Origin of the sequence: Nocardioides sp. Kera G14 (genome assembly GCF_020715565.1) — a bacterium.
In the GTDB taxonomy this organism is placed as follows: domain Bacteria; phylum Actinomycetota; class Actinomycetes; order Propionibacteriales; family Nocardioidaceae; genus Nocardioides.
Genome location: NZ_CP085839.1, coordinates 1,194,532 through 1,209,561, shown reverse-complemented (window position 1 = coordinate 1,209,561; position 15,030 = coordinate 1,194,532). Strand labels below are relative to the sequence as shown.

16 protein-coding genes are annotated in these 15,030 nt (G+C 69.8%); 3 read left to right on the top strand and 13 right to left on the bottom strand.

All coding sequences use genetic code 11. The annotated features are described in order from the left end of the window. Nucleotides 1–3 precede the first annotated feature (3 nt). From dusB to recO, 6 genes are all read right to left on the bottom strand, one after another. Entirely contained in the window at nt 4–1,134 is a 1,131-nt protein-coding gene (dusB, locus tag LH076_RS06015; protein ID WP_227783089.1) for a tRNA dihydrouridine synthase DusB, read from the bottom strand. Beyond that, entirely contained in the window at nt 1,131–1,811 is a 681-nt protein-coding gene (locus tag LH076_RS06010) for a hypothetical protein (RefSeq protein WP_227783088.1), read from the bottom strand. The genes dusB and LH076_RS06010 overlap by 4 nt, the downstream gene beginning before the upstream one ends. A 3-nt stretch (nt 1,812–1,814) precedes the next feature. Next, entirely contained in the window at nt 1,815–3,221 is a 1,407-nt protein-coding gene (locus tag LH076_RS06005; protein ID WP_227783087.1) for a glycine--tRNA ligase, read from the bottom strand. 37 nt (nt 3,222–3,258) lie between these two features. Further along, nucleotides 3,259–4,023, bottom strand: a complete 765-nt coding sequence (locus tag LH076_RS06000) for an isoprenyl transferase (protein WP_227783086.1) — start codon at nt 4,021–4,023, stop codon at nt 3,259–3,261. A 30-nt stretch (nt 4,024–4,053) separates the two neighbouring features. Next, a complete protein-coding gene (locus LH076_RS05995) occupies nt 4,054–5,226 on the bottom strand; it encodes a YibE/F family protein (RefSeq protein WP_227783085.1) in 1,173 nt (390 codons plus the stop codon). A 61-nt stretch (nt 5,227–5,287) separates the two neighbouring features. Then, on the bottom strand, nt 5,288–6,016 hold the full coding sequence (gene recO / locus LH076_RS05990) for a DNA repair protein RecO (protein ID WP_227783084.1): 729 nt from the start codon (nt 6,014–6,016) through the stop codon (nt 5,288–5,290). A gap of 18 nt (nt 6,017–6,034) precedes the next feature. On the opposite strand from recO, the gene LH076_RS05985 reads away from it, so the two are divergent. After that, a complete protein-coding gene (locus tag LH076_RS05985; RefSeq protein WP_227783083.1) occupies nt 6,035–6,796 on the top strand; it encodes an ion transporter in 762 nt (253 codons plus the stop codon). Between the two features lie 60 nt (nt 6,797–6,856). On the opposite strand, the gene leuA is transcribed toward LH076_RS05985, so the two are convergent. After that, on the bottom strand, nt 6,857–8,611 hold the full coding sequence (leuA, locus tag LH076_RS05980; RefSeq protein ID WP_227783082.1) for a 2-isopropylmalate synthase: 1,755 nt from the start codon (nt 8,609–8,611) through the stop codon (nt 6,857–6,859). A gap of 90 nt (nt 8,612–8,701) precedes the next feature. Next, nucleotides 8,702–9,640, bottom strand: coding sequence for a LysR family transcriptional regulator (locus LH076_RS05975; RefSeq protein WP_227783081.1), 939 nt, complete (start codon nt 9,638–9,640; stop codon nt 8,702–8,704). Between the two features lie 94 nt (nt 9,641–9,734). On the opposite strand from LH076_RS05975, the gene LH076_RS05970 reads away from it, so the two are divergent. Further along, nucleotides 9,735–10,793 carry a TDT family transporter gene (locus tag LH076_RS05970; RefSeq protein ID WP_227783080.1) on the top strand — a complete coding sequence of 353 codons (1,059 nt, stop codon included), beginning with the start codon at nt 9,735–9,737 and terminating at the stop codon, nt 10,791–10,793. A gap of 8 nt (nt 10,794–10,801) precedes the next feature. Then, the gene (locus LH076_RS05965) at nt 10,802–11,197 is read left to right on the top strand and encodes a pyridoxamine 5'-phosphate oxidase family protein (protein ID WP_227783079.1); all 396 of its coding nucleotides are present in this window, start codon (nt 10,802–10,804) and stop codon (nt 11,195–11,197) included. Here LH076_RS05965 and LH076_RS05960 read toward each other — a convergent pair whose 3' ends face one another. Genes LH076_RS05960 through LH076_RS05940 form a run of 5 tightly spaced genes read right to left on the bottom strand, consistent with a single transcriptional unit; the run spans nt 11,198 to nt 15,028 of the window. Then, entirely contained in the window at nt 11,198–11,998 is an 801-nt protein-coding gene (locus tag LH076_RS05960) for a septum formation family protein (RefSeq protein WP_227783078.1), read from the bottom strand. It abuts the gene before it with no gap. Further along, complete coding sequence (locus tag LH076_RS05955) at nt 11,995–12,792, bottom strand: septum formation family protein (RefSeq protein WP_227783077.1); 798 nt, start codon at nt 12,790–12,792, stop codon at nt 11,995–11,997. The genes LH076_RS05960 and LH076_RS05955 overlap by 4 nt, the downstream gene beginning before the upstream one ends. A 24-nt stretch (nt 12,793–12,816) precedes the next feature. Further along, complete coding sequence (locus LH076_RS05950; protein ID WP_227783076.1) at nt 12,817–13,296, bottom strand: flavodoxin family protein; 480 nt, start codon at nt 13,294–13,296, stop codon at nt 12,817–12,819. Beyond that, the gene (gene era, locus LH076_RS05945; protein ID WP_227783075.1) at nt 13,296–14,237 is read right to left on the bottom strand and encodes a GTPase Era; all 942 of its coding nucleotides are present in this window, start codon (nt 14,235–14,237) and stop codon (nt 13,296–13,298) included. The genes LH076_RS05950 and era overlap by 1 nt, the downstream gene beginning before the upstream one ends. Beyond that, nucleotides 14,234–15,028, bottom strand: coding sequence for a siderophore-interacting protein (locus LH076_RS05940; protein WP_227783074.1), 795 nt, complete (start codon nt 15,026–15,028; stop codon nt 14,234–14,236). The genes era and LH076_RS05940 overlap by 4 nt, the downstream gene beginning before the upstream one ends. Nucleotides 15,029–15,030 lie beyond the last annotated feature (2 nt).

Here is a 15,030-nt window from a genome sequence, read left to right as displayed (position 1 = left end):
AGCCTAACCGCCGGAGACCATGTCCTCCGAAATGTCGAGACCCAGGCCGTCGGTGTCGTCGAGCCAGCCCTCGGGGCAGGCGACCCTGGCGCGCGGTGCGCCCTGTCGGCCGCGCGGGGCACCCAGCTCGCTCACGGGGAACGGCTCGTCGCGGTTGAGCTCGCCGAGCAGGCGGTCCAGGTCGGCCAGCGTCTTGACCAGGCCGAGCTGCCGGCGCATCTCGCCTCCGGTGCCGAAGCCCTTGAGGTACCACGCGACGTGCTTGCGGAACTCCTTGCAGCCGCGCTCCTCACCCATATGGACACAGAGCAGCTCCGCGTGGCGGCGCATCACGTCGGCGACCTCGCCGAGCGTGGGCAGCGCCGCAGCGCGACCCTGCGGATCGGCGAAGGCAGCGGCGAGGTCGCCGAAGAGCCACGGGCGGCCGAGGCAGCCGCGGCCGATGACCACTCCGTCGACACCCGTCTGAGCGACCATGCGCAGGGCGTCGGAGGCCTCCCAGATGTCGCCGTTGCCGAGGACCGGGATCGACGACACCGAGGCCTTCAGCTCGGCGATCGACTCCCAGTCGGCCTCGCCGGAGTAGGCCTGCGCGACGGTACGGCCGTGCAGCGCGATCGCGGCGATGCCGGTGTCCTCGGCGATCCGGCCGGCGTCGAGGTAGGTGAGGTGGTCCTCGTCGATGCCCTTGCGGGTCTTCATCGTGACCGGAACGCCATAGGGCTCGGTGGCCGCGACGGCCGAGGAGAGGATCGCGCCGAGGAGCTTGCGCTTGTAGGGCAGCACGCCCCCGCCGCCCTTGCGGGTGACCTTCGGGACGGGACAGCCGAAGTTGAGGTCGATGTGGGCGACGCCGTACTCCTCACAGAGGATCTGTGCGGCCTTGCCGACATAGACCGGGTCGGTGCCGTAGAGCTGGACCGAGCGGACCTTCTCGGACTCGTCGAAGACGAGCATGTCGCGGGTGTGCTGGTCGCCCTCGACCAGGCCGCGCGACGTGATCATCTCGCAGACGTAGAGGCCGGCGCCCTGCTCGGCGCAGAGCGCGCGGTAGGCCGCGTTCGTGACCCCGGCCATCGGCGCGAGGACCACGGGCGTGGCGATCTCGAGGGAGCCGAAGTGCAGAGTGGTCACTGGGTGATTGTCGCCGACGGGGTCGGCTCGGCCCCAATCGTCTGCGCGTCACCGCTCCAGGTGATCGGCGTGAAGCCCTCCGTCGGCCGGAAAGTCACGCCGGTGAGCTGGCCACCGTCGGGGACGAGGTAGACCATGCAGACGACAGCGACCTGTCCTGTCGTGAACTTCTGCGGGAAGGTGCTCGGGGTGCAGGGCTTGAACGTCGTCGCGAATGTGCTCGGCTCCAGCAGGGTGTCGGCCGACGTCTCGCCGTAGAGCGGGACGGTCTGCGCACCCAGGTTGGTCGGGCCGACGTTGGCGACGGAGGCCTGGACGAAGTACGGCGCATAGCCCTTCACCTCGTCGGCGACCTTCCAGTCCCGGAAGCTCTTGGCGAAGGTCGTGCGCTGGATCGCGCTGACGCTGATCCTCAGGGCGCCGACCGCCGTCGCCTTGGGCGGTTGCCACGCGACAGTGCCCGACTCTCCGAGCTGGAACGAGTCGCCGGGCTTGGCGTAGTCGAGGCCGACCGGCGACCCGGTCGGATAACCCTTGGGGGCCGCGGCCGGAGCGCTGGTGGTGGCCGCCGGTGTCGGCGTGGGCTTCTCGTCCGAGCCGCCACAGGCCGCAAGCGTGGACAGCCCGAGGACGACCACCGCCCCGGCTGCCGCGATCCGGGTGCCGCGCCAGCTCATGTGTCAGGCCCCGATGAGTCGCGTGGCGAGGTAGGCGGGCACCTGGTCGAGGGCGACGCGCTCCTGCGACATCGTGTCGCGCTCGCGGATCGTCACCGCCTGGTCGTCGAGGGTCTCGAAGTCGACGGTGATGCAGTATGGCGTGCCGATCTCGTCCTGGCGGCGGTAGCGCTTGCCGATCGACTGCGAGTCGTCGAAGTCGATGTTCCAGCTCTTGCGGAGCTCGGCGGCGAGCCCCTTGGCCTTCGGGCTCAGGTCCTCGTTGCGGCTCAGCGGCAGAACGGCGGCCTTGACCGGCGCGAGGCGCGGGTCGAGCTTGAGCACCGTGCGCTTGTCGACGCCTCCCTTGGCGTTGGGCGCCTCCTCCTCGACGTACCCGTCGACGAGGAAGGTCATCAGGGAACGCGAGAGTCCGGCGGCCGGCTCAATGACGTACGGCGTGTAGCGCTCGTTGTTCGCCTGGTCGAAGTAGGACAGGTCGGCGCCGGAGTGCTTCGCGTGGGTGGACAGGTCGAAGTCGGTGCGGTTGGCCACGCCCTCGAGCTCGCCCCACTCCGAGCCGGCGAAGTTGAAGCGGTACTCCACGTCGACGGTGCGCTTGGAGTAGTGCGAGAGCTTCTCCTTGGCGTGCTCGTAGAGGCGCAGGTTGTCGGGGTTGATGCCCAGGTCGACGTACCACTGGAGGCGGGTGTCGATCCAGTACTGGTGCCACTGCTCGTCCTCGCCGGGCTTGACGAAGAACTCCATCTCCATCTGCTCGAACTCGCGCGTGCGGAAGATGAAGTTGCCCGGCGTGATCTCGTTGCGGAAGGACTTGCCGATCTGCGCGATGCCGAACGGGGGCTTCATCCGCTGGCTGGTCACGACGTTGGCGAAGTTGAGGAAGATGCCCTGCGCGGTCTCGGGGCGCAGGTAGTGCAGCCCGGACTCGTCGTCGATGACACCGAGGTAGGTCTTGAGCAGGCCGGAGAAGGCCTTCGGCTCGGTCCACTGGCCGCGGGTGCCGCAGTCGGGGCAGACGACGTCGGACATGGGAACGTCATCGGGGTTAACCTCCGTCCCCTTCTTCGCGGCCTTCTCGGCGTACGCCTCCTGGAGGTGGTCCTGCCGGTGCCGCTTGTGGCAGTGGAGGCACTCGATGAGCGGGTCGGAGAAGGTCGCCACGTGGCCGGAGGCCTCCCACGTCTGGCGGGGGAGGATCACGCTGGAGTCGAGGCCGACCACGTCGTCGCGGGACGTGACCATCGAGCGCCACCACTGTTTCTTGATGTTCTCCTTGAGCTCGACGCCGAGGGGGCCGTAGTCCCAGGCCGACCGGGTTCCGCCGTAGATCTCGCCGCAGGGGTAGACGAAACCGCGCCGCTTGGCGAGGTTGACGACGGAATCGACAGCAGAGACGGGCTTGGCCATGGCGAAATCGTAGGGCACGGCGATGCACCGAGCGTCCTCAGGCCGAGCCGTACCGCCGGTCGCGGCGGGCATAGGTCTCGCACGCCGCCCACAGGTCGCGGCGATCGACGTCGGGCCAGAGCACGTCGGTGAAGACCATCTCGGAGTAGGCCGCCTGCCAGAGCATGAAGTTGGAGAGACGCTGCTCCCCCGACGTACGCCAGACCATGTCCGCCTCGGCGAGCTCAGGGACGTAGAGATAGCGGGCGAAGGTCTTCTCGTCGATCTTCCGGGGGTTCAGGCGACCCGCGGCGACGTCCTCGGCGATCCGGGTCGTGGCGTCCAGCAGCTCCGCCCGACCGCCGTAGTTGACGCACATCGTCAACGTGCAGACGTCGTTGTCCTTGGTCAGCTCCTCGGCGACCTGGAGCTCACGGATGACCGACTTCCACAGCCGGGGCGCCCGGCCGGCCCAGCGGACCCTGACGCCGAGCTCGTGCATCTCATCACGCCGGCGACGGATGACGTCGCGGTTGAAGCCCATCAGGAACTTCACCTCGTCGGCGCTGCGGCTCCAGTTCTCCGTCGAGAAGGCGTACGCCGACACGGCCTTGACCCCGAGCTCGATCGCGCCCTCGACCACATCGAAGAGGCTCGACTCCCCCTCCTCGTGACCGCGGGTCCGTGGCAGGCCGCGCTCCTTGGCCCAGCGCCCGTTGCCGTCCATGATCACGGCGACGTGCCGGGGCACGAGGTCGGCCGGGATCGGCGGCGCCGTCGCCCCGGAGGGATGCGGCGTGGGTCGACGGACTTCGCGCTTCACAGCGCGCCAGCCTAGTGCTGCCTCGCGGGGCTAGTGCGCCCGCCGGCGGCCGGCGGTCGACGTCAGCGACGACCCCCGGACCAGCCACACGCTGAGCGCCGTCGTGGCGGGCATCGCCAGCACCAGCCCGAGTCCTCCCACCAGCGAACGCACGATCTCCTCGGCCAGGTCCTCGGTGCCGAGGAGGCTCAGCAGCGGGCGGTCGTAGAGACCGAGGGCGAGCAGCACCGTGAGACCCGTGCCGACGTAGGCGAACGCGAGTGTGTAGATCGTCGAGGCGACGTGGTCACGGCCGATCCGCATCGCACGGTCGAAGAGCCGCCACGGCGACATCGCCGGGTCGGTCTCGTGCAGCTCCCAGACCGCGGAGGCCTGGGTGATGGTGACGTCGTTGAGGGCGCCGAGGCCGGCGATCACGATCGCTGCCATCAGCACGCCGTGCAGGCTGAGGCCGGCGACCGACGAGGACAGGATCGAGCCACCGTCATCGATGACGCCGCTCATCCGGGTGGCGTCGACCGCGAGCCAGGCGGTGACCGCCGTGACGAGGACACCGACGACGGTGCCCCCGAGGGCCGCGCCCGTGCGGGCATTGGGCCCGTGGGTCAGGGGCAGGATGAGAAGCATGATGGCCATCGACGCGGCGACGGTGGCCAGCAGCGGCGGGTGGCCGCTCAGCAGTGAGGGCAGCAGCCACCAGCCGATGATGGCTCCCGCGATCGCGAGGCTCACCAGTGCCATCAGGCCGCGCAGCCGCGCGACCGCGACGACGGCCACGGCGAAGAGCAGGGCGAGCACCCACAGCGGCGTGCCGCGGTGCACGTCCTGCCAGGCGTACGCCGCCTTCTGACCGGCCTGCGCGGGAGTCCGGATGAGCTTGACCGAGTCACCGGGCTTCAGTCCCGAGGCCGCGACCTCGGGAGCGATCCCCACCAGCTGCTTGCTGCCCTTCTCCGGGCCGTCCGTGAGCGTGACCTCGAGCTGCCCGCAGGTGGGCTGGGCATCGAGCGCCTGTGCGCATCGTGGCTGGACCCGCGTGACGTCGGCGTCGACGTAGGTGACGCCGGGGGCGGCGTACTGCATGGAGCCCTGGATCTTGGCGACCTCGGCGCGGTCGGGCCACCATCGCACCAGTCCGACCACCGTCGCGAGTGCGACGACGGTGAGTCCGATGAGCAACGCGATCAGTGCGACGGGCGCCACGCGCACCCCAGTCGAGTGACCGTGGGCGTGCGTGTGGGAGTGTCCGTGACTCACAGTCGACTCAGCGCTCGACGTACGCAAGGGAGCGGAGGCCGCGCTCGAGGTGCCAGGCGAGGTAGTTGGCTACGAGGCCACTGGCCTCACGCAGGTGGCGCGGCTCGGCCGCCTCGAGGACGGGCCAGTTTCCTGCGAGCAGGGCACCGAGCACGACGAGGGTCTCGAAGGCCGGGCTTGAGGAGCCGGGCACGCGACAGGTCGCGCAGAGCACCCCGCCGAGGCCGGCGTTGAACCAGCGGTGCGGTCCCTCGAGGCCGCAGCGGGCGCAAGCGTCGAAGCTGGGCGCGTAACCGGCGACCGCGAGGCTGCGCAGGAGGTAGGAGTCGAGGATCTGGCTCGGCGTGTGCGCGCCGTTGGCGAGGGCCCGGAGACCACCGACGAGCAGCAGGAACTGCTGCACGCTCGGCTCGCGCTCCTCGACGACCAGGCGCTCGGCCGTCTCCAGCATGGCGGTGCCGACGGTGTAGGTCTCGTAGTCGAGCGCGAGGCCGGCCTGGAAGGGGCTCAGCGTCTCGGCCTGGGTGATCGTGTCGAGGTTGCGCCCCTCGGCCAACTGGAGGTCGACGTGGGTGAACGGCTCGAGCCTGCTGCCGAAGCGCGAGTTCGTGCGACGCACGCCCTTCCCGACCGCACGGACCAGGCCGTGCTGGCGCGTGAGCAGGGTGATGATGCGGTCCGCCTCACCCAGCTTGTGGGTGCGCAGGACGATCGCTTCGTCACGGTAGAGCGCCACTCACCTATTGTGCCTGTCGTGAGTGTGACGACGAGGGAAGGCGCGGCCGACGCCCTCCATCGGATTGCCGGGAAGCAGCGCACGTTCACGTCCTGGTTCCTGGTCCTGCTCACCTGGCTGCTGTTGGCCTCCAACCTCTGGCTGCTCTTCTGGGAGCCCACGTCCCACGAGTGGCACGACGGTCTCCGGTACGCCGACTGCGGGCTGTCCGGCTTCCTGGCACTGTCGATCTGCTGGCGCTGGCTGAGGTTCCGGATCGGGCGGCGCTACCTGCGCTCGCGGCTCTGGGAGATCCCGGCCCTCGTGCCCCTCGCGGTGCCCGGCTTCTCCGAGGCGCACTGGGTGATGTGGCTGGTGCTCATCGCTCGAGTGGTGCGGGTCGTGGACCGGACCGACAACTACTTCGGCGACACGATCACCGCCGCGCTCGTCACCCACTTCAGTGACCCGATCGTCGAGGCGGTGCGCAAGCCGATCACGATCGCCGTCCTCGACGAGGTGATCGACGTGATCAAGGTCGGCGACTACGCCGGCAACGTCCGCGCCGCGCTGGACGAGAACCGGGCCGAACTCGAGGCGATGATCCTCGAGCTCGTGAAGAAGGACCAGACGACCGGCAAGCTCCGGCACCTGCCCTTCCACGACGACCTCGTCATGCTCATCTCCGACACCGTCCTCCGGATCGTCGAGGCAGCACTGGAGGACCCGCGGACCGCCGAGCTGATCAGCGACGCGATCCGCAACAGCGCCAGCCAGATCCGCGCCGCCATCCACGAGTGACGAGACGACGCCAACGGCCCTCCCGGGTGATCCGGAAGGGCCGTTGGCGTCGTGTCGCGATCAGCCCGGGATGGTGACGGCTGCCGCGCGGTTGGCCGCGCAGACGACGGCGCGGAGCGAGGCCGTGACGATGTTGGCGTGGATGCCGATCCCCCAGACGATCTCGCCGGCGATCTCGCACTCGACGTACGCCGCCGCCATCGCGTCGCCGCCCGAGGAGAGCGCGTGCTCGGCGTAGTCGAGGACGCGGATCTCCGCACCCGCCTGGGCCAGGCCGTCGACGAACGCGGCCACCGGACCGTTGCCCTCACCGACGATGGTGCGTTCCTCGCCGCGGACACGCAGCGTGATCTCCTGGCGGTCCCCCTCGGGGCCGGTGACGGAGTTCCACGACTCGAGGCTGTACGGCGCGTCCCGGTCGAGGTACTCGGCCGAGAAGACCTTCCAGATCTGCTCACCCGTGATCTCGCCACCCTCGGTGTCGGTGTGGGCCTGCACCACGCGGCTGAACTCGATCTGCGCCCGCCGCGGCAGGTCGAGCGAGTGCTCGTTCTTGAGCAGGTAGGCCACGCCGCCCTTGCCGGACTGGCTGTTGACCCGGATCACGGCCTCGTAGGTGCGGCCGACATCCTTGGGATCGATGGGCAGGTACGGCGCCTCCCAGGGCACCTCGGAAACCGGGACGCCCTGCTCGTGAGCGATCCGGTCGAGATCCTCGAGCCCCTTCTTGATCGCGTCCTGGTGGGAGCCGGAGAAGGCGGTGTAGACGAGGTCACCGGCGTACGGGTGGCGCGGGTGGACCGGGATGTTGGTGACGTACTCGACCGTGCGGCGGATCTCGTCGATGCCGCCGCCCACGGAGAAGTCGACCTGCGGGTCGATCCCCTGGCTGAAGAGGTTCATGCCCAGCGTGACGAGGTCGACGTTTCCGGTGCGCTCGCCGTGGCCGAAGAGGCAGCCCTCGACCCGGTCGGCACCCGCCATGAGGCCGAGCTCGGTCGCCGCGACCGCAGTGCCGCGGTCGTTGTGCGGGTGCAGGCTGATCGCGGAGTGCTCGCGGCGGGTCAGGCCACGGCCGAAGTACTCGATCTGGTCGGCGTACGTGTTGGGCGTCGACATCTCGACCGTTGCCGGCAGGTTGAGGATGATCTCGCGGCCGGCCTCGGGCTGCCACACGTCGGAGACGGCCTCGCAGACCTCGAGGGCGAAGTCGGTGTTGGTCTGGGTGAAGATCTCGGGGCTGTACTGGTAGCCGAAGTCTTGGGAGCCGACGAGGTCAGGAACGTACTGCTCGGCGAACTTCATCACCATCTCGGTGCCGCGCACCGCGATGCCGATGCACTCCTCCGGCGTCACCTTGAAGACGACGCGGCGGAAGAGCTCCGCGGTGGCGTTGTAGAGGTGGACGGTCGCGCGCGGCGCTCCGGCGAGCGACTCGGCGGTCCGCTCGATGAGGTCCTCACGCGCCTGGGTCAGCACCGAGATCTGTACGTCGTCGGGGATCCGGTCTTCCTCGATCAGGCTCCGGACGAAGTCGAAATCGGTCTGCGACGCCGACGGGAAGCCGACCTCGATCTCCTTGTAGCCCATCGCGACGAGCAGCTCGAACATGCGGAGCTTCCGCGCGGGGGTCATCGGGTCGATCAGCGCCTGGTTGCCGTCGCGCAGGTCGGTCGACAGCCACCGCGGTGCCTTCGTGATCTTCTGGTCGGGCCACGTGCGGTCGGGCACCGTGACGGGCTCGAAGGCGCGGTAGCGCTGCCACGGCATCGCCGACGGCTTCTGCTGGTTGCTGGTGTTGCTCAGGTTGGTCATGAATCTTTCCTCGGCTCAAAGGGGGCTTGTGCCGGGCGCGCAAAGCTCTCCGCGTGCGAGGGAGTCCGGCTTCAGACCTCGCCGCGGCAGCTAAGGAGGAGGCTGCTGCGCAACATGACGTGCACCACCATACCCCGGGCGGGGCAGCGCGATGGCGAGGAGGTCTCGGATCGGCCCCGCCGGAGGGCGCGGAGCGCCCAGCCAGACCGCCGTGAACCGTCGCGTGAGGTCCAGGCCGGTCGCTCGTACCTCCACGAGCGAGCCGACGTCGAGGTCGCGCTCGACGGCGCGACGGCTGAGGAAACCGGGCGCTCCCCCGGAACGGACCGCCGCGGCCACGGCCGCATTGGTGGTGAGCTCGACCTCTGGCGGGACCGGGGTGTGGCCAGCAGTCGAGAGCGCGCTCTCGAGGACGGCGCGGGTGCCCGAGCCCGGCTCACGGCTGGTCAGCGGCCGGGCGGCGATCACGGCCGGCGAGAGTGGTCGCGATCGTCGAGCCCACGGGTCGTCCGGCGACACGACGAGGGTCAGCTCGTCGGATCCGAGGTCAGTGTGCGCGAGGCCGTCGAGGCGAGCCGGTCCCTCGATGAAGCCGATGCCGGCATCCCCGCTGCGCACGGCGGCCAGGACACCGTCGGTGTTCGTCGCCTGCAACGAGATGGAGACCTCGCGCTGCCTCCGCAGTCGCACGAGCCAACCGGGCAGGAGGAACTCGGCGGTGGTCATCGAGGCGGCCACGTGCAGCTCCTCGGCGCGCTCCTGCCGGAGAGTCTGGAGCGACTGCTCGATCTCGTCGGCGACGGCGAGCAGCTCCGCCGACCAGTCGACGAGGAGCCGGCCCTGCTCGGTCAGGGTCGATCCCTGTGAGGCGCGACGCAGCAGGACGATGCCCGTCTGTACCTCCATCGCCCGAAGTCGCTCGGAGGCCGACTGCTGGCTGATGCCGAAGGCACGCGCCGCAGCACCGATGCTGCCGAGGCGCGCGACGTCGGCGAGCAGTCGCAGCGAGCTGAGGTCGGGAAGCAGCACGTGCGCGAGCATAGACGAGGGCACAGGACCTCCCTGTGGCCTCACAGCCACCTGTCAGCTACCGCGAGTGTCGCGCCCGGCGCAGCATGAAGTCATGACTCCCTACGGCCCCAACTGGTTCGCGATGGTGATGGGCACCGGCATCCTCGGAATCGCGATCGACGGCCTTCCGGTGGACGTGCCGGCCCGAGCGGACCTGGCGCTCGCTGTCTGGCTTCTGGCCGTCGTCCTCCTCGTCGTCGTAGCCGTGACGGCGGTACGCGCACGACTGGGCGATCCCGCGCTCCTCCGTCGGCACCTCGACGATCAGGTGATGGGCCACTTCTACGGCGCGCCCGCCATGGCGCTCATGACGGTCGGGACCGGCGCGCTGCTCTGCGGGCAGCAGTTGCTGGGAGGGTCCGGCGCGCTGGTTGCCGACGCCGTCCTCTGGACCAGCGGCACCCTGCTCGGGCTTTGGACCGCCGTGTGGCTGCCCGTCACCGCCATCGCACGCCACCAGTACGGCGACGCCGATGCCTCAGGTGGCTGGCTGATGCCCGTCGTGCCGCCGATGGTGAGTGCCGCCACCGGTGCCCTGCTGGTGCCCTATGTCGGCCAGGGGCAGCCGCAGGAGACTCTGCTCCTCGCCTGCTACGCCTGCTTCGGCCTCAGCCTGCTCGCGGCCCTGATGGTCTTCGGACAACTCTGGGCGCGTCTCGTCCGCCACGGGGCGGGGCCTGCAGCTGCAGTCCCGACACTCTGGATCCCCCTCGGATTCCTCGGTCAATCGGTGACGGCGGCACACCACCTCGGAGTGGTCGCTCCCGGCGTGCTGCCCGAGTACGGGCACGCCTTCCGGATGCTGACGCTCCTCTACGGCGTGCCGGTCTGGGGCTTCGCGCTGGCCTGGTTGACGATCGCGGTCGCGCTCACCCGCGAGGCCGTCACCGACGGCCTGCCGTTCTCGCTCACGTGGTGGTCGTTCACCTTCCCACTCGGCACGGTGGTCACCGGCACATCGGCCCTCGCAGCCTCGACGGGACTGGTGCTCTTCCAGGTGGTCGCGGCCTTCCTCCTCCTCGCGCTCGCCGGACTCTGGACGGTCGTGGCGGCGCTGACGTCACGATTGCTCCTCGGCGCCCCTCGCACGTGGCTGGCCCGGGCTGCTTGACTGGGGCCATGGCGCAACTGCACGAGATCGATGAGTCGGAGTGCTGGGACCTGCTGAAGTCCCATTCGGTGTCTCGCGTGGCATGGGCGGGCTCGGACGGGCCGGTCGTGCTGCCGCTCAACTACGTCGTGCACGACGGCGCACTCTGGTTGCGCACCTCGGCGCACTCGACGCTCTCCCAGGAGGTCGACGACGCACCGGTCGCGATCCTCGTGGACGAGTTCGACGCCGAGACGCAGGTCGGCTGGAGCGTGCAGGTCCGCGGCACCGCGCAGATGCACTACAAGGAGGAGAGCGTCCCCGACGAGGTGCAGAAGCTGCGCACCTGGGCCGCCGGCGCCCGTCCCCTGTGGATCAGCGTCACCCCCACGGCGCTCAACGGCCGTCGCCTGGCCGAGGACTGATCAGGCGGGGTCCGGCGCCCAGCACAGCCCGTAGGTCTGGCCGTTGTCCCACTGGGCCTGCGTCGGGAACTCGTAGCTCCAGCGGTACGTGAGCGGGTCCGAGGCGACGTCCTTGCCTGCCGCCTGGCACGGCCCCTGTCCGGCTGCCTTGACCGCCGTCTCGCCCGGGTAGTCGTCGCCGGGGAACGGCACGACCCGGATCGCCTTCCACGAGTGCTTCTGCGCACAGGGCACACGGTCGAAGCCGGCCTCGCCCGGTGCCGCGGTCCCGCACATCGCCTCACGTCCCGCGCCCTTGGCGAGTGAGTCCTTGAGCGAGCCAGTGATCGAGGCCAGGCGCTCGGCGCCCGCGACGGCGATGACGTCGCAGCGCAGCCAGTCCGCCCCGGTGTCCGACTCGTCGACCGTCGGCGTGAACCACACGGCCCGCACCATGGAGAGTCGCAGGTCGTCGGTGCTGCCGCCGACGTACGCCGACAACCTGGCCGGACACGTGCGCGCGCTCTGCCGCTGGATCCGTGCGGAGTCCACGGCGACGAGGTGTCCGCCGACGACGGAGGAGAGCGCACCGACATAGAAGGTCTCGGAGGTATGCGGCTTCGAGCAGGGCACCGGCGTCTTGGTGGCGTCCGCGGTGGGTGCGACGGCCTGGGCGTAGGTGAGGACGTAACAGGCTGAGGCCGGCGGAAGCGGCGCGGCCGTCGCCGTGGGCGGCGGTGTCGGCTTGGCGACGGGTGCCTCGCTGCTGCCACACGCAGCCAGCAACGACAGGACGAGGAGCGCCAGCGCAGCGCGGATCACTGGTCGGTCCTGGCCCAACACACAGAGCGGCGGTTGCCGGCCTTCCACTCGGGCTCGCCGAACCACGTGAAGCCGTAGTCGTAGTCGGTCGGGTAGCCGAGCCATGCCGCGACGCTGCTGGAGCAGAACTGCTTGGTCTTCGCCTGGACCGCCTTGGTGCCCGGCCACGGGTCGTCGACCTCTCCCACCTTGATGGTGGTGACCGCGCGCCACCCGTGGGACTGGTTGCACGCCACGCGGGTGCCGCTGGTGACGTCCTCGCCGCGGGCGCAGGCCATCCAGTGGTCGTCCTCGCTGCCGGAGAGGAGCCCGGCAGTGACGGTCGGCAGGTCGAGGTAGTGCTGGCCGTGGTCGCCGCCCGCGAGCACATCGCAGCGCCACCAGCGGGCGCCCTTGTCCCATGCCTTCTCCGAGGGCCGGAACCACACCCACGTGAAGAGGGAGCGCATCAGGCTGGAGTCACTGGCACCGAGGTGCTGCTTGAGGCTGGCGGTGCAGGTCGTGTAGGCCCACGTGTCGAGTGCCGGATCGCTGTAACTCGTGTCCTTGAACTGGCCGGGCAGCTCCCCTGCGGCGAAGGTCTCGGCGTTGTGCGGCTCGCTGCAGTCCACCAGCCGCGTGGCGTCCGTCGGCTTCGTCATCGCCACGCGGGTCAGGTTGCGGCACAGCCCGGTGGTCGGCGGGTTCATCGCATCGACCTGCTTCGGGTCGGCGCCCTTCGGCGCGCTGCTCCCGCAGGCCGCGAGGAGGACGAGGGCCGCCAGGAGGAGAGGCAGGACGAGGAGGCGACGCACGAAGGAGAAGACTATCCGGCCGGCTCAGGCGACCAGCGTCGCCGCGAGCGTCGCCCCGAGCTCGTACGCCGACGCCAACTGCTCGTCGGCGGGGTCGCCCAGGACCTCGAGCACCGGCGCGACCCGGCGCCAACCGAGCGCCTGCGTGATCGACTCCACCGAACGGACGGCTCCGGTGACGTCGTACCGGCCGTGGACCCAGAGGCCGAAGGGCCTGCCTGCAGTGCTGGGGCCGTCGGCGGCGAGCTCGTCCAGCGCCCCGCCGATCTGGAGGAAGGTGCGGTCGAAGAGGTGCTTGAGCGCACCGCTCATGTAACCGAAGTGCGCCGCGGTGCCGAGCAGGTAGCCGTCGGCCGCCAGGAGCTCCTCGGCCGTCGCCGTCAGCGGGTCGGCGACGACGACCTCCACACCCTCGATAGCATCGTCGTTCGCGCCCGCCTCCACCGCGCCCGTGATCGCGCCCAACGACGCGGACGGAGCATGGTGCAGGAGCAGCAGTCGCATCAGAACCCGAGGCGCCGCAGCTGGCGCGGGTCGCGCTGCCAGTCCTTGGCGATCTTGACGTGCAGGTCGAGGTAGATCGGGACGCCGAGGAGCTCGGTGATCTGCAACCTGGCCCGACGACCCACATCTGCCAGGCGGGAGCCCTTGTGACCGATGATGATGCCCTTCTGCGAGTCGCGCTCGAGGAAGAGGTTGGCGTGGATGTCCATCAACGGCTTGGCCTCGTCGCGGCCCTCGCGCAGGCCCATCTCCTCCACGACGACGGCGATCGAGTGCGGCAGCTCGTCGCGCACACCCTCGAGCGCGGCCTCGCGGATCAGCTCGGCGACGAGGATCTCGTCGGGCGCATCGGTGAGGTCGCCCTCGGGATAGAGCGGCGGGCCCTCGGGAAGCAGGTTCAGCAGGACGTCGCCCAGGAGCGTGATCTGGCCCTGCTCAGCGCCGAGCTTGGAGGAGACGGGGATGATCTCGGCCCAGTCGATGCCGAGCTCGGCGCCCAACGCGCTGATCTCCATCAAGTGCTCGGCGAGGCGGTCCGGGCTGGCCAGGTCGGTCTTGGTGGCGATCGCGACCCGCTTGATGCCCTTCTTCAGCTTGTGGGCGTTCTCGGCGATGCGGCGGTCGCCGGGGCCGATCTTCTCGTTGGCCGGCAGGCAGATCGCGACGACGTCGACCTCGGTCCAGGTGGCCTCGACGAGGTCGTTGAGCCGCTCACCGAGCAGGGTCCGCGGTCGGTGGATGCCGGGGGTGTCGACGAGGATCAGCTGGCCGTCGGGGCGGTGCACGATGCCCCTCACGACGGTCCGCGTGGTCTGCGGCTTGTCCGAGGTGATCGCGACCTTCTGGCCGACCAGCGCGTTGGTCAGGGTCGACTTGCCGGCGTTGGGCCGTCCGACGAAGGAGACGAATCCGGAACGAAAGGTGCTCGGGGAGTCGGTCATTGCTGTCCTGCCTGGGCTTGCGCCGCGTCGTAGTTGGCCCAGATCTGGTCGTCGCTGAGGCCTGCGGCCTTGCCGGCCCGGTAGATCGGCCCGGGGTCGACCGCGCGCGGCTGGCGCCCGGCGCTCACCCGCCAGTAGCCCATCACGTCGTAGGCGTGGCTGGGCAGTCCCCGCTCGCGCATCAGGTGCTTGCGGATCGCGCGCATCTGGGCGGACTCGCCCGCCATCCAGAAGTAGCCCTCACCCTCGGGCCAGTCGATGCCCTCGACGATCTCGGCGAGGTGCTCCCCGTGGCCGGGGATCCATTCGATCTCGGCGCTGGTCTCGGGCAAGTAGTCCGGGAGCTGGTCAGGTGTCTCCACCCAGACCCGCAGAGGCAGATCGCGATGTGTCGCCGTCCACACTTCGGCGATCCGCGCCATCGCCGGCAGGGCTGTCAGGTCGCCGACGAGGAGGAGCCACTGCGCTCCCTCGGGCAGCGCGAAGGAGCCCTTGGGGTCGGTGATGGTGACCGTCTCCCCCGTGACGTCGCGCTGCGCCCACTCGGTGACCAGGCCGGTCTCGTGCACCACGATGTCGAGGGTCAGCCGAGGATTCTGCGGAGCGTCGGCGACGTCTCGAACCGTGTAATAGCGCGACTGGAACTGGCCGGGGACGATCAGGCCGACCCACTCGTCGGGCACACCCGTGCTCTGGAACGTCGGGACGTCGAGGACGATCCGGACAAGGTGCTGCGACAACTGCTCGCGACGGAGCACCGTCGCGGTGTGGTGACTGGCCCTGACACTCATCA

What these genes read in the sequence shown, in the direction of transcription:
- LH076_RS06010 (WP_227783088.1), bottom strand. Translation starts at nt 1,811, where the DNA reads ATGAGCTGGCGCGGCACCCGGATCGCGGCAGCCGGGGCGGTGGTCGTC.
- LH076_RS06005 (WP_227783087.1), bottom strand. Translation starts at nt 3,221, where the DNA reads ATGGCCAAGCCCGTCTCTGCTGTCGATTCCGTCGTCAACCTCGCCAAG.
- leuA (WP_227783082.1), bottom strand. Translation starts at nt 8,611, where the DNA reads ATGACCAACCTGAGCAACACCAGCAACCAGCAGAAGCCGTCGGCGATG.
- LH076_RS05970 (WP_227783080.1), top strand. Translation starts at nt 9,735, where the DNA reads ATGACTCCCTACGGCCCCAACTGGTTCGCGATGGTGATGGGCACCGGC.
- LH076_RS05965 (WP_227783079.1), top strand. Translation starts at nt 10,802, where the DNA reads ATGGCGCAACTGCACGAGATCGATGAGTCGGAGTGCTGGGACCTGCTG.
- LH076_RS05950 (WP_227783076.1), bottom strand. Translation starts at nt 13,296, where the DNA reads ATGCGACTGCTGCTCCTGCACCATGCTCCGTCCGCGTCGTTGGGCGCG.
- era (WP_227783075.1), bottom strand. Translation starts at nt 14,237, where the DNA reads ATGACCGACTCCCCGAGCACCTTTCGTTCCGGATTCGTCTCCTTCGTC.
- LH076_RS05940 (WP_227783074.1), bottom strand. Translation starts at nt 15,028, where the DNA reads ATGAGTGTCAGGGCCAGTCACCACACCGCGACGGTGCTCCGTCGCGAG.